12 protein-coding genes and 1 pseudogene are annotated in these 12,891 nt (G+C 41.8%); 4 read left to right on the forward strand and 9 right to left on the reverse strand.

What is annotated here, in order from left to right:
- Positions 1-340: 340 nt before the first annotated feature.
- Genes K5Q34_RS03120 through yycF form a run of 3 tightly spaced genes read right to left on the reverse strand, consistent with a single transcriptional unit; the run spans position 341 to position 3,197 of the window.
- The gene (locus tag K5Q34_RS03120) at positions 341-1,144 is read right to left on the reverse strand and encodes an MBL fold metallo-hydrolase (protein WP_024407014.1); all 804 of its coding nucleotides are present in this window, start codon (positions 1,142-1,144) and stop codon (positions 341-343) included.
- A gap of 6 nt (positions 1,145-1,150) precedes the next feature.
- Positions 1,151-2,500, reverse strand: coding sequence for a cell wall metabolism sensor histidine kinase VicK (gene vicK, locus K5Q34_RS03125; RefSeq protein ID WP_002935841.1), 1,350 nt, complete (start codon positions 2,498-2,500; stop codon positions 1,151-1,153).
- Complete coding sequence (gene yycF / locus K5Q34_RS03130; protein WP_004298854.1) at positions 2,493-3,197, reverse strand: response regulator YycF; 705 nt, start codon at positions 3,195-3,197, stop codon at positions 2,493-2,495. The genes vicK and yycF overlap by 8 nt, the downstream gene beginning before the upstream one ends.
- Positions 3,198-3,390: 193 nt before the next feature.
- Between yycF and K5Q34_RS03135 the strand changes: the two genes are divergently transcribed.
- The 4 genes and pseudogenes from K5Q34_RS03135 (at position 3,391) to K5Q34_RS03150 (ending at position 6,376) form a co-directional block, all read left to right on the forward strand.
- Positions 3,391-4,152, forward strand: coding sequence for an amino acid ABC transporter ATP-binding protein (locus K5Q34_RS03135; RefSeq protein WP_024407012.1), 762 nt, complete (start codon positions 3,391-3,393; stop codon positions 4,150-4,152).
- Between the two features lie 10 nt (positions 4,153-4,162).
- A pseudogene (locus K5Q34_RS03140) lies at positions 4,163-4,989 on the forward strand (transporter substrate-binding domain-containing protein).
- 14 nt (positions 4,990-5,003) lie between these two features.
- Positions 5,004-5,702, forward strand: coding sequence for an amino acid ABC transporter permease (locus tag K5Q34_RS03145; RefSeq protein ID WP_004298848.1), 699 nt, complete (start codon positions 5,004-5,006; stop codon positions 5,700-5,702).
- 14 nt (positions 5,703-5,716) lie between these two features.
- Positions 5,717-6,376 (forward strand): amino acid ABC transporter permease, encoded by a 660-nt coding sequence (locus K5Q34_RS03150; RefSeq protein ID WP_221864505.1) that lies wholly within the window; start codon positions 5,717-5,719, stop codon positions 6,374-6,376.
- Between the two features lie 151 nt (positions 6,377-6,527).
- Here K5Q34_RS03150 and K5Q34_RS03155 read toward each other — a convergent pair whose 3' ends face one another.
- The 6 genes from K5Q34_RS03155 to K5Q34_RS03180 all read right to left on the reverse strand — a co-directional run bounded on the left by K5Q34_RS03155 (position 6,528) and on the right by K5Q34_RS03180 (position 12,854).
- Positions 6,528-7,391 carry a hypothetical protein gene (locus K5Q34_RS03155; RefSeq protein ID WP_172115831.1) on the reverse strand — a complete coding sequence of 288 codons (864 nt, stop codon included), beginning with the start codon at positions 7,389-7,391 and terminating at the stop codon, positions 6,528-6,530.
- A gap of 64 nt (positions 7,392-7,455) precedes the next feature.
- On the reverse strand, positions 7,456-9,405 hold the full coding sequence (gene thrS, locus K5Q34_RS03160) for a threonine--tRNA ligase (protein ID WP_221864506.1): 1,950 nt from the start codon (positions 9,403-9,405) through the stop codon (positions 7,456-7,458).
- Positions 9,406-9,560: 155 nt separating this feature from the next.
- On the reverse strand, positions 9,561-9,860 hold the full coding sequence (locus K5Q34_RS03165; protein WP_398578126.1) for a MazG-like protein: 300 nt from the start codon (positions 9,858-9,860) through the stop codon (positions 9,561-9,563).
- A 292-nt stretch (positions 9,861-10,152) separates the two neighbouring features.
- On the reverse strand, positions 10,153-10,527 hold the full coding sequence (locus K5Q34_RS03170) for a hypothetical protein (protein ID WP_029172542.1): 375 nt from the start codon (positions 10,525-10,527) through the stop codon (positions 10,153-10,155).
- A 14-nt stretch (positions 10,528-10,541) separates the two neighbouring features.
- Complete coding sequence (locus tag K5Q34_RS03175; RefSeq protein WP_105105296.1) at positions 10,542-11,855, reverse strand: glycosyltransferase family 4 protein; 1,314 nt, start codon at positions 11,853-11,855, stop codon at positions 10,542-10,544.
- A complete protein-coding gene (locus K5Q34_RS03180) occupies positions 11,856-12,854 on the reverse strand; it encodes a glycosyltransferase family 4 protein (RefSeq protein WP_172115827.1) in 999 nt (332 codons plus the stop codon).
- Positions 12,855-12,891 lie beyond the last annotated feature (37 nt).

Raw genomic sequence — 12,891 nt, forward strand, 5'->3', positions numbered from 1 at the left:
CTTATCCCTTGTGTAGTCATTTAGTTTATCTTCTATTACTTCGTTAACTCGCTTTGCCGTACTTCAGTACAGCCTGCAGCTCGTTGCCTAGTACTAAAAGCAAACTAAAAGACTAAATTATCAAATAATTGATTTTCAACAAGTTTTAAGAACGACTAATAAGTAGCGTTATACTCAATGAAAATCAAAAACAGACTAGGCGACGCAGATGCAGATAGAACTGACGTTCATCAAATCAAGTCAACAACGTCTGCTTTTGATTTTCGAAGAGTATTAATTATTCATGCAACTTTACCTCGTATAATTAGTAATTTTAGTGTAACTTAGTTTGTATCATTTGTCAAATCTTGGTCAAGGCAGTCGCTGTATCTGGCGATGTATCATAGACTTGGAAATCTACTCCAACTCCTAAATCAGCCTGCGCCAACTGATTAACCATGGTCATGTGAGCCAATTCCTTGATATTGTTTTCCTTTGACAAATGCCCTAGGTAAATCTTTTTGGTCCGATTTCCCAACGAGCGAATCATGGCATCAGCACCGTCTTCATTACAAAGATGGCCCTTATCGGATAGAATCCGTTGCTTCAAATTCCATGAATAAGAACCCGAGCGCAAAATTTCAATATCATGGTTCGATTCAATCAAATAAGCATCGGCATTTTCTACAATTCCAACCATGCGGTCACTGACATAGCCTGTATCCGTCAACATAACAAAGGATTTGTCATCCTTCATAAAACGGTAAAATTGCGGACATGCAGCATCATGGCTAACTCCAAAGGACTCAATATCTAGGTCGCCAAAAGTCTTCATAGCACCCAATTCGAAGATATGTTTTTGAGCCACATCAATCTTGCCCAATTTGCTCTCCATAGCCTGCCAGGTCAATTCATTGGCATAAATGTCCATCCCATACTTACGTGCTAAAACACCGATACCATGGATGTGATCGCTATGTTCATGCGTTACCAGGATAGCATCAATATCCTCAGGCTTTCTGTCAATTTCCGCCAAAAGACTGGTAATCTTTTTCCCCGATAAGCCCGCATCCACTAAGATTTTCTTTTTATCTGTTTCCAGGTAAAAACAATTCCCGCTGGACCCCGAAGCTAAAATACTATAATTAAAACCTTTTCCGATCATACTCTCCTATTCTTCCTCATCTGAATCATCCCACTCATCTAGTGCGATGTCCTTGCTGTACGGCAAGACAATTGTAAACGTTGATCCATGACCATATTCGCTTTTAGCCCAGATAAAGCCCTTATGTTGTTTTACGATTTCTTTTGCAATAGCTAAACCAAGACCTGTACCACCTTGGGCACGAGATCGTGCCTTGTCCACGCGATAGAATCGGTCAAAAATTCTAGGTAAATCTGCTTTCGGAATCCCCAGACCTTCGTCTGAGACGGACACAATCAACTGGCTATCTGTGGTCTTCATGCTGAAGGTAATTGTCCCGCCGTCTGGCGAATATTTAATGGCATTATTTAAGATATTATCCAAAACCTGAGTCATCTTATCTGTATCAATCTCAACCCAAATAGGACTGATTTGATAGTCACGAACAATCGTATAGACCTTATCAGAATCAGCATTTTTCATTTGGTCAAAACGGTTAAGAATAAAGGTCACAAAAGCAGTAAAGTTTATCAGTTCGACATCTATCTGACCAACTTGATTATCAATACGCGATAAACTTAGGAGGTCTGTAATCATCCGCATCATGCGGTTGGTCTCATCTAAGGATACCTTAACAAAACTCGGTGCAACAGACTCCGTCAACGCTCCCTCATCCAGAGCCTCTAGATAGGATTTGACGGAAGTCAATGGCGTACGCAATTCATGACTCACATTTGACACAAAGAGCCTACGTTCCCGTTCTTCCTTGGCCTGCTCGGTCATATCATGTAAGACTACAACCAAGCCAGAAATCAGACCACTCTCACTACGAATCGTTGCAAAATTAGCGCGTAAAGTCAAAAATTCTTCGTTTTCATTGGTGTGATCAATCACAATCTCAGGTGTCTGAGCCAACAAATCTCTCAATGTATAACGATCTGATAAATCTAAAACCTCTAGCAGGTGATATTGCTCCTGCTTTTGGCTAGAAAGCCCCAACTGTTTCTGGGCCATATCGTTAATCATGATAATCCGTCCGATACGGTCTGTAGCAATAACACCGTCACTCATATAGGACAGGATGGAAGTCAGACGTGTCTTTTCTTGTTCTAAATTATCATGAGTTAAGCGGATGACCTCCGACAAATCATTAAGAGAATTCGCCATGTCTGTGATTTCAGGACTTCCCCTCATGTCTAACACATCTGCATAATTCCCCTCAATTAAGGCATTGACTTTTTGATTGAGTTGTTTAATTTGCTTATTATCCCGATAGTTTTCAATCAAAAGGACCGTCAGAGCAATTAGAAAGCCAATCAAAATGACAACAAACCAAAATTCTGCCGTGGTCATTAAATAACGTAATTGATTAATCATTTCCTTTTATAAAATATCCCACTCCGCGACGAGTAAGAATGTATTCTGGTCTGCTTGGTGTATCTTCAATTTTCTCACGCAGACGACGAATCGTTACATCCACCGTGCGAACATCACCAAAGTAATCATAACCCCAAACTGTTTCCAATAGATGTTCTCGAGTCATAACCTGACCTAAGTGTTTGGCCAAATGGTGGAGCAATTCAAACTCACGATGGGTCAGCTCCAGCTCTTTACCATGCTTCTTAGCGACAAACGCATCAGGCAGAATGACCAAATCGCCAATCACCAACTCTGGAGTTCCTGTTGACTCAATATTTGTCTGCGTTTCTGCCAATTCACTACGACGAAGAAGAGCCTTAACACGCGCCTGCAATTCACGATTAGAGAAGGGCTTGGTCACATAATCATCCGCCCCGATTTCAAGCCCGATAACCTTATCAAATTCGCTATCTTTAGCAGATAACATCAAGATTGGAACATTGCTGGTCTTACGAATCGTTCGAGCGACCTCTAGTCCGTCCAATTCTGGCAGCATCAAGTCCAAAATGACAATGTCAGGAAACTCGGCCTCAAATACTTCCAAGGCTTCACGTCCATCGAAAGCTGTCACAACTTCGTATCCCTCACGCGTCATATTAAACTTAATAATATCTGAGATTGGTTTTTCATCATCTACAATTAATATTTTTTTCATTAGTATCTTACCTTTGCTTTATTTCTTCTATTATATCAAACTTACCTAAAAAATTCATATTTCAAAACCACCTGACACAGCTATGTCATATTTTATAACATACAATACATTAAATTGTCAGAATTTACTTGACATTGTATATAGGCAGTGCTAAGATGGGAATACCTAAAAAACACTATGCAAGGAGAATTTTATGGCTTTAGTAGAATTTAAAGATGTCAACAAATACTATGGCGACTACCACGCCCTACGCAATATCAACTTGGAATTCGAACCTGGACAGGTCGTCGTTCTCCTTGGACCTTCCGGATCCGGAAAATCTACTCTCATTCGCACGATTAACGGTTTAGAGGCAATTGATGAAGGAACGCTCATTGTCAACGGACATGATATTTCCTCTACTTCTATCAAAGAGCTCGTATCACTTCGCAAAGAAGTTGGCATGGTTTTCCAGCATTTTAACCTTTACCCACACAAAACCGTGTTAGAAAATGTTACTTTGGCACCTATTAAGGTTTTGGGAATCGATAAAGCTACGGCTGAAAAAACCGCTCAAAAGTATCTTGAGTTTGTTAACCTCTGGGATCGGAAGGATTCCTACCCTGCTATGCTATCCGGAGGCCAAAAACAACGTGTCGCCATCGCTCGCGGCTTAGCTATGAAACCTGAGCTTCTACTCTTCGATGAACCAACATCTGCCTTGGACCCAGAAACTATCGGCGATGTACTTGCTGTTATGCAAAAATTGGCACGTGACGGGATGAACATGATTGTCGTAACACACGAAATGGGCTTTGCCCGTGAAGTAGCTGATCGCATCATCTTCATGGCCGAGGGAGAAGTTTTAGTTGATACAACAGATGTGAATGACTTCTTTGACAACCCGACAGAGCCTCGTGCCCAACAATTCCTCAGCAAGATTATCAACCACGAATCTGACAAAGTAAAACTCTAGGAGGAAGTCTATGGATAAGAAAAAAATCAACATTTTCTTTGCAATTAGATTATTGGTCTTCGGACTTATTCTTCTCGTTTTCGCAAAACAACCAGCAGCTCAAACAGAAACACCCGCATCCATAACCAATAGTGATCAGGTTCAAGCTATCATCGATAGGGGCGTGCTCCGCGTCGGAGTGAAACAGGACGTTCCTAACTTTGGCTACAAAAACCCTGATACTGGTGAATTTGAGGGAATGGAGATTGACATCGCTCGCAAAATTGCAGACGTGTTAGGGGTGGAGATTGAATTTACCCCTGTTACAGCACAAACTCGCGGACCACTGCTTGATAACGGTCAAGTCGATATGGTCATCGCAACTTTTACCATCACCGAGGAGCGCAAGTTACTCTACAATTTCACAACTCCTTACTACACAGATGCCGTTGGCTTCTTGGTCGAATTAAGACCTTTACCGACCTGGATGGAAAGACAATCGGTGTAGCTCAGGGTTCCATTACACGTACCCTCATCTCTGAACTAGCAGATAAGTATGGCATTTCAGTTAATTTTGCTGAACTTGGTTCTTATCCAGAACTCTCTGTCTCGCTACGTGCTCACCGTACAGACGCATTTTCTGTAGACCAATCTATCCTTTCTGGGTATATCAGCTCGAAATCTGAACTCATGGACTTTAGCTTCTCAGCTTCTGACTATGGAATTGTTACTAAATTATCTAACAAAGACCTTAACGACTACTTAAATAGTCTCGTAGAAAAATGGACTGCCGATGGTAGCCTACAAAGCATCTATGATGCCAATGGCCTCAAACCAGTCACAGAAACTGACGAATAGAAAGGTGAAACAATATGACAGTTTTAACAACTAGTCCTTACGCTTGGGAGAATTGGGTCAGTTATTTCAAGGATTTCCCAACCTTTTTCCAAGGCTTTCTCTTTACCTTAGCCATTTCTGTCGGGGCCTTTATCATGGCCATGTTTTTAGGAATTGTCTTTGGTAGTCTCTCTTCAAGTAAAAATAAAGTTTTAAAAATCATCGCACGTGTCTATGTTGAATACTATCAAAATACACCGCTTTTGGTTCAGTTCATGATTGTTTATTATGGACTTCCACTGATTTCAAATTATGTCCTCATGCCGTCCATCTACTGGACAGCTGTTATCTGCGTGGGCCTCTATCACGGTGCCTATATCGCAGAGGTCATTCGTGCAGGGATTGAGGCTGTGCCTACCGGGCAAACTGAAGCCGCACTTTCACAGGGATTTACCCAGGCTGAAACCATGCGAATCATCATATTGCCACAGGCCATTCCTACGATTCTGCCACCTTTGACCAACCAAGTAGTAAACTTAATTAAGAATACGGCTACTGTTGCCATTATCTCTGGAGCTGATATTATGTTTATGACAAAATCTTGGTCTGCCATGAATGCCAACTACATCCCAGCCTTTGCTGGTGCTGCTTTCCTTTACTTCATCATGTGCTTCCCTGTTGCAAGCTGGGGCCGCCGCATTGAAGAAAAGAATAAGTCAGCTTTTTCACACTAATAGGAGGTTGAACGATGAATTATGTTTTAGAATTACTCAAACCTTCAACCTTCCAACTCTTGTGGAACGGCTTGAGACTCACTCTCTATATTTCCAGTATTTCCGTGGTCTTGTCTGTCCTGTTTGGTATGATTTTGGCCATTATGCGAAATGGAAAAAATCCACTCTTCAAGTGGATTGCGACCATCTATATCGAATTTGTGCGTAATGTCCCAAACTTGTTGTGGATTTTCACTGTCTTCTTGGTCTTCCAAATGAAGTCAACGCCTGCTGGTATCACTGCTTTTACTATTTTTACCACGGCAGCCATGGCCGAGATTATCCGTGGTGGTCTCAACGCCATCGGACCGGGCCAGACCGAAGCTGGTTTATCACAGGGTTTTACTCCAGTGCAAATCATGGTCTATATCATCATGCCGCAGGCCATTCGCAAGATGCTGCCAGCCATCATCTCGCAGATTGTAACGGGCATCAAGGACACTAGTTTCCTCTACTCCGTTATCGCCCTGCAAGAACTCTTTGGTTCTAGTCAAATCCTCATGGGACGCTACTTTGAGGCAGAACAAGTTTTCGCCCTCTATCTCATGGTCGCCTTGATTTACTTTAGCATCAACTTTGCCATCTCAAGCCTGTCACGTTATGTGGCGAAGTCTTGGGCGAGCAGTATTGAATAATACTCTTCGAAAATCAAACTCAGCCGTTGTTGACTTGATTTGATGAACTTCAGTTCTATCTGCATCTGCGTCGCCTAGCCTAATTTTGATTTTCATTGAGTACTACCTAACCTCCCAGCCAATTGGTTGGGAGTTTTTGTGTTTGTAACAACTATTTTAAGAATGAATAATGATGATCTTTTACCTTGATTGTTACGAAAAAACTTGTCGACTGCACTCCAGGTCTACGAAAACCAATTCTATAGGTTCCGTCTTCCACATTAGAATAGTCAAATGTTTCGACTTTCTGTTTTAAATCAGCTAGTAATTTATCTTCCTCTACTAAGTCGTTTTCTAAACCAAGGTCCTTCTTATTAAAAAATTCAACTTCGATTACCGCCATCTCTTCCTCCATGAGCCAGTCTAAATTAATATCATAAAAACCTGCAAAAGCCTGACCATTATAGCGATTTTCCTCTACCTTTTCATAAAACTTTATCAGTTTTTCATCCTGAGTTTCAAGCCTACCATCCACTTCAAACAAAGTGAAATCTTTTTCTTCCATCAATTTAAATATCTGCTGTGCCTGATTCAGTAAATATTTACCTCTCGGCTGATGCCACATAGCTTGGTCAACGATACCATCAAATTGATACAACATTCCGCTTGGACTATCATCAAAATAGACAGTCATATTTAGTAGTCCGTTTAATGCCTCCTGTCCTTCAATTCGGTTATTGACCAAAGTATCAGAGGTTTGAAGTGTAATTGACTGACCATCTATAACCTCAGTATAATCATACTCTAAAACATCCCATGGGTTACCAATGGCTATAGGACGAAATTTTGTCAACTCCACCTTACCAGTGAAACCATATGACTCCATGCCCTGTTCAAGCATCATCTGATACGATATTAATTCCTCTCGACTAGCCACCCTGGGACTAAATAAGAGATACAAACCAACTATCATGACAATAAAGAAACCAACAATTCCTAACATCAGACCTACAATAACTTTTATTACTCTTTTCATTATTACCATCACTTTCCTTGACTATTATACCAAAAAAGAAGCCCTTTCGGACTTCTTGCTCTATTTATTCAGCGTCAGCTGGACGTGATTTGCGAGCAATATCTGCTAGGATATGGTCCACAAATTCTGATACAGACTGAGTTTGCGTTGCTTTACTTCCGTAGCGACGGACGTTGACTGCATTATCTTCCATTTCCTTATCACCGACGATGAGTTGGTATGGAATCTTGCTAGTCTGACTCTGACGAATCTTGTACTGCATCTTCTCGTTACGTTCATCCACGTGTACACGAACGCCACGGTCTTGCAATTCTTTGGCAACCTTCCAAGCGTAATCCAAGTGAGCTTCCACAGAGATTGGAATCATGGTCACTTGGGTTGGAGCCAACCAAGTTGGGAAGGCACCCTTGTAGGTTTCAATCAAGATGGCAGTGAAGCGTTCCATAGTCGAGATAACACCACGGTGAATCATGACTGGGCGGTGCTCCTCACCGTCAGCACCAATGTAGGTCAAGCCAAAACGTTCTGGCAAGAGGAAGTCCAACTGAATGGTTGATAGAGTTTCCTCATTACCAAGGGCAGTTTTCACCTGAATATCCAACTTCGGACCGTAGAAGGCTGCTTCACCTTCTGCCTCAAAGTAGTCCACGCCCATTTCATCCATGGCACCCTTAAGCATACGCTGGGCATTTTCCCACATCTCATCGTTATCATAGTACTTCTCTTTGTCCTCTGGGTCACGATAAGACAGGCGGAAACGGTAGTCGTTTAGGTTGAAATCTGCGTACACATCGATAATCAACTGGAGAGCTTTTTTGAACTCTTCTTGGATTTGCTCAGGTGTCACGAAAATATGACCGTCGTTAAGAGTCATCTCACGCACCCGTTGCAAACCAGTCAATGCCCCTGATTTCTCATAGCGGTGCATCATACCAAGCTCAGCGATACGCACTGGCAATTCGCGGTAAGAACGCACATGGTTTTTATAAACTTGAATGTGGTGCGGACAGTTCATCGGACGAAGCACAAACTCCTCACCGTCGCCCATGTCCATAGTTGGGAACATGTCTTCTGAATAATGTTCCCAGTGACCCGAAGTCTTATAGAGTTCAACAGAAGCCAATGGTGGCGTATATACGTGCTGGTAGCCTGAAGCCAATTCCTTGTCTGTGATGTAACGCTCCAAGGTACGACGGATAGTTGCACCATTTGGCAACCAGAATGGCAAGCCTTGACCAACTCCTTGGCTGATCATGAAGAGATCCAATTCCTTACCAAGTTTACGGTGGTCACGTTCTTTGGCTTCCTCACGCATTTGCAGGTAAGCTTTGAGGTCTTTCTTGTCAAACCAAGCTGTACCATAAACACGTTGCATCATCGGATTTTCGCTCTTACCACGCCAGTATGCACCAGCCACATTGAGCAATTCAAAAATCTGGATACGGCCTGTTGACGGAACGTGTGGGCCACGGCAGAGGTCAACGTATTCTCCCTGGGTATAAATGGTCAAACCGCCCTCGTCATCAGAGTGCTCCTGAATCAATTCCAGCTTATATGGATCATTTTTGAAAATCTCAAGAGCTTCTTCCTTGGTCACCTCACGGCGTTCTGAAGGGAAGTTTTCCTTGACAATCTTCATCATTTCTTCCTGAATGCGTGGCAAGTCTTCATTTGAAATCTGACCAGCCGCATTGTCAGTGTCATAGTAGAAACCGTCCTGAATAGCTGGACCAACCCCCAACTTGATGTCTGGGAAAAGGCGACGAGCCGCTTGGGCAAACAAGTGGGCAGCTGAGTGACGCAAGATGTCCAAAGCATCCTCGTGGTCAGGCGTTACGATTTCAAGCGTGCCGCCCTCTTCAATGGCACGAGTAGTGTCAATCAATTTACCATTGAACTTACCAGCAAGGGCCTTCTTAGCCAAAGACTTGCTGATGCTCTCCGCAATTTCAACAGTTGTCACACCAGCTTGGTACTCACGAACAGCACCATCTGGGAAAGTAATATGAATCATAATATAAGATATAAAGGGCGTTAAGCGGACACAGACAAAATAGGAAACAGAACGACGACACGAGCGTCTAGTTCTCGTTTATCTTTTTGGCCCAGTCCGTAGCCCGTATTCAGTTCAACCAAATACGGTGGCCCTAGTCCTTTCTATTTTTTTATTTATTTTTTAATCCCCAATAACTCTTCTTTTTGAGTTAAAAAGGTTTCCATTTCTTTTTGAATATCAATATCCAGGCGGTCGGCTAATTCAATCAACCACCAGATATTTTCAGCCAGTTTATGCTCCAAGGTATAGGGCGTTTCATCATAGTAACGACCCTGCTTGGTCATAATCAGGCGGTTCATGTTGCCAATATCGTTGGTCAAAGCCAAGAGGTCTTCCTCAATGGACCACTCTTTATCGTGGTGCTTGACTTCCAACTCTCTGTAAGCCTTGCGAATGGCTTGGCAACGGTCCATCGTTTCTTGTGGAATGCTGGTCAACTTCATCTCCTTGTTTTGTCAAAAAAGAAAATACGACGCCCTCGCAAAAGGACGTCGTAACGTGGTTCCACCTTCATTCGCAGTCACGCTAAAAAGCCTGACTACCTCAGATTGGCGATAAGGGAACCACCCTTTTATGTTTGCATAAAATCATACCGAGTAGTGTCAATCCTATCCTCTATGTGCTTGCACCCACCGCACACTCTCTCAAAGATTTCCTAGAATTGATAAGTCTCTAAAAGCTATTATAACAGGATTTCCTGATTTTTCAAGGATTTTTCCTCATTTTCTTTCTTAGAGAAAATAGCAGAGCTCCTATCCCATTTCCAATCAGAGCACATAAGGTGTAGACAATCTGATAGAGAATAATCCATTCCTTAAAGAAAAAGATGGTTACAGGATAAAGCAGTAAAACCAAGGCAAGAAGGCTAGGAGAAAAACCATTAAAAAATCCATAAAGAAGACCCGTTAGGAATAACACAATGGGAGTATAGAGCAGTATATTCCCAACCACCAGCTCCTTAGAAAGCATGGTGTCACTAATCAGATGAAAGGCAATCAGATAAACACCTGCATACATGGATAGAACAATGAGAGTTGCCAAAACCAGATTCTTCCAACTCTCTTTCCGAAGTTTTTCCATTTGAAACCTCCAAATTATTCAAAGAAATTCCGGATTGATTTTACTTGTTCGACTGATTTTTTCAATATTTTTGCTGTTGTGTCTGTTGATTTAACTACTACTTTTTGCGGTAGGTAAATAGCCTCTTTTATCAAAGCTTCTGCTACACTATCTTGATTAGTATGTTCTTTTCTAAAATCATACGAAATCTTCAAATCTAGATAATATTCAAAAACCTTGCGCCCAAAATTCGTAGAAGAAATCTCATAGAGCTTCTTATCAAGCACATACGGATTCATTGGTGGTGTAGCAATAATTGCCTCAACGACAGCATCTGCCAATTCCTGTTCTCGAATAAAGAGTGTCCCAAACATCTTATCTGTTATAACGTTTTTTAAGTAGGGATTGCTATGTGCCAAAATAGGAGTTCCAGAAGCTAAGCTTTCTAAGAAAGTTAGTCCCTGTGTTTCACTGGTCGAAGCAGAAATAAAGAAATCCGCAGCTTTATAATAAAGCGCTGTATCACTTGGAGCAATCATTCCCGTCAACTGGACGTGTTCATCTAGATTAAGCTCCGCTATCATTTCCTGAAGATCATCTGTATAAGGTCCACCTCCGACAATGACCAGCTTCACCTTGGGATTTTCCTGCAAAATTTTTGGCATTGCCTGAACGATTGCTTGGATATTCTTCTCATGAGAAATCCTAGACAGACTTAACAACATCGTTTCATCACTAGCAATTCCTAGTTGTTCCCGCAACTCATCTGTTTCATCCTTGCCAATTTCTGGTCTATCAAACTTTGCCAAGTCAATTCCTGTCGGAATTACTCGTTTAGAAATCGGAACGTTGTAACTCATTAAAAGATCTTCAACAATCTCACTGGGGCAAATTACCCCATCCAGATCTTTTAAAAATGCCCGTACTAAATATTTAACCATCCCGGGACGAATAATCCTCCCCTTGGCAATATAGTGTACGTAGTCTTCATACTGGGTGTGATAAGTGTGTACCACTGGAATATCAAGTTCCTTGGCAATCATTTTCCCCAAAATCCCCAAAGAAAATTCTGTATGAGTATGAATAATATCTAGTTTATAGCGACTTGCAATTTTTAAGGCATCTGTAAAACCCGCGTAAGCCACTCGACGATCTTTAAAGGCAAAAAAAGGTACGCTAGGAATTCGGATAATGTCCCAATCTTCGTAGCGATTCACATCCTCATCTGTCGTCGTAAAGATAAATACCGTATGTCCCAATTTCTCCAACTCTGTCTTAAGAGTCCGAATCGAAGTCGCGACTCCTGAAACCTGTGGAAAATAGGTATCCGTAAACAATCCAATCCGCATTTACATCTCCAATACTTGTCGATAGGCATCCACCAATTGGTGGGAAACATTGTCAATCGAGCGACTAACCGCAACCTGGTAGCCCGCCTCACGTTTATCAACCTGCTTGTCTAAGATTTTCTGAATAGAATCAACAAAATCATCCACTGTATGTCCCAATTCGGCAACGTTTTCGTCAATCCAACCATCGTAAACTGGAATATCTCTTAGAACAACATGCTGATGACTAGCAAGAGCTTCCAGAACAACAATCCCTTCTGTTTCCTCATACGATGGGAAGAAAAAGGCATCCGCTCCGCTCATTGCACCTTGAAAAACAGCACCTTTAAAATAACCTGGAAACTCGACATTCGCTGGATGATCTCCCTCAACAATTTTTCTAATATATGACGGAATCAGCCACTTATTGATTGAACCGAGCCAAATGAAGCGGACATGCGGCATCTTTTCGGCTACCTTGACAAAGTCTTCAATTCCTTTACGTCGGAAGTAGAGCCCTGCACAGACAACGACTGGCTGACCTTCTTCAATTTTAAAATGCTCTCGAAAGATTGCTTCCTTACGTTCATCCTTCTTATATCTATCTAAATCAATACCATTCGAAACGGCTATAATTGGCGTTGTCACACCGTAAGACTGGATGAGTTTTTTTGAATACTCTGAAGGAGTGATAACAAAGTCTGCCTTTTGGTACATGCTTGCTAGATATTTCCCTACAAAAGGAGCTAGGGTATTCGAACCGATAAAGGAATTTTGAAAATCTTCCTTCGTGGAATGTCCATGCATGATTACCTTTTTTCCACTCCGTTTGGCTGCATGTAGCAATAACCAGGAGCGTGGACCATAGGTATTGATATGAATGACATCATAATCTCCCAGCAGGTCTGTTGTATAAGGAATGCCTGCCATATCTAGCGCTTCCATCTGGTGTTGAAGTGCCCGGCCAATTCCTGATTTCTCTAAAACAGTTTTACCTTCTAAATACAATAGTACTTTCATAATACCATTATAGCCCTTTTTTACATTTTTTCATATT

The organism is Streptococcus sp. 2018110, from assembly GCF_019754115.1.
Lineage (GTDB): Bacteria > Bacillota > Bacilli > Lactobacillales > Streptococcaceae > Streptococcus > Streptococcus hashimotonensis.

What these genes read in the sequence shown, in the direction of transcription:
- K5Q34_RS03155 (WP_172115831.1), bottom strand. Translation starts at nt 7,391, where the DNA reads ATGAAAAGAGTAATAAAAGTTATTGTAGGTCTGATGTTAGGAATTGTT.
- K5Q34_RS03170 (WP_029172542.1), bottom strand. Translation starts at nt 10,527, where the DNA reads ATGGAAAAACTTCGGAAAGAGAGTTGGAAGAATCTGGTTTTGGCAACT.
- yycF (WP_004298854.1), bottom strand. Translation starts at nt 3,197, where the DNA reads ATGAAAAAAATATTAATTGTAGATGATGAAAAACCAATCTCAGATATT.
- K5Q34_RS03120 (WP_024407014.1), bottom strand. Translation starts at nt 1,144, where the DNA reads ATGATCGGAAAAGGTTTTAATTATAGTATTTTAGCTTCGGGGTCCAGC.
- K5Q34_RS03145 (WP_004298848.1), top strand. Translation starts at nt 5,004, where the DNA reads ATGACAGTTTTAACAACTAGTCCTTACGCTTGGGAGAATTGGGTCAGT.
- K5Q34_RS03135 (WP_024407012.1), top strand. Translation starts at nt 3,391, where the DNA reads ATGGCTTTAGTAGAATTTAAAGATGTCAACAAATACTATGGCGACTAC.
- thrS (WP_221864506.1), bottom strand. Translation starts at nt 9,405, where the DNA reads ATGATTCATATTACTTTCCCAGATGGTGCTGTTCGTGAGTACCAAGCT.
- vicK (WP_002935841.1), bottom strand. Translation starts at nt 2,500, where the DNA reads ATGATTAATCAATTACGTTATTTAATGACCACGGCAGAATTTTGGTTT.
- K5Q34_RS03150 (WP_221864505.1), top strand. Translation starts at nt 5,717, where the DNA reads ATGAATTATGTTTTAGAATTACTCAAACCTTCAACCTTCCAACTCTTG.
- K5Q34_RS03180 (WP_172115827.1), bottom strand. Translation starts at nt 12,854, where the DNA reads ATGAAAGTACTATTGTATTTAGAAGGTAAAACTGTTTTAGAGAAATCA.
- K5Q34_RS03175 (WP_105105296.1), bottom strand. Translation starts at nt 11,855, where the DNA reads ATGCGGATTGGATTGTTTACGGATACCTATTTTCCACAGGTTTCAGGA.
- K5Q34_RS03165 (WP_398578126.1), bottom strand. Translation starts at nt 9,860, where the DNA reads ATGGACCGTTGCCAAGCCATTCGCAAGGCTTACAGAGAGTTGGAAGTC.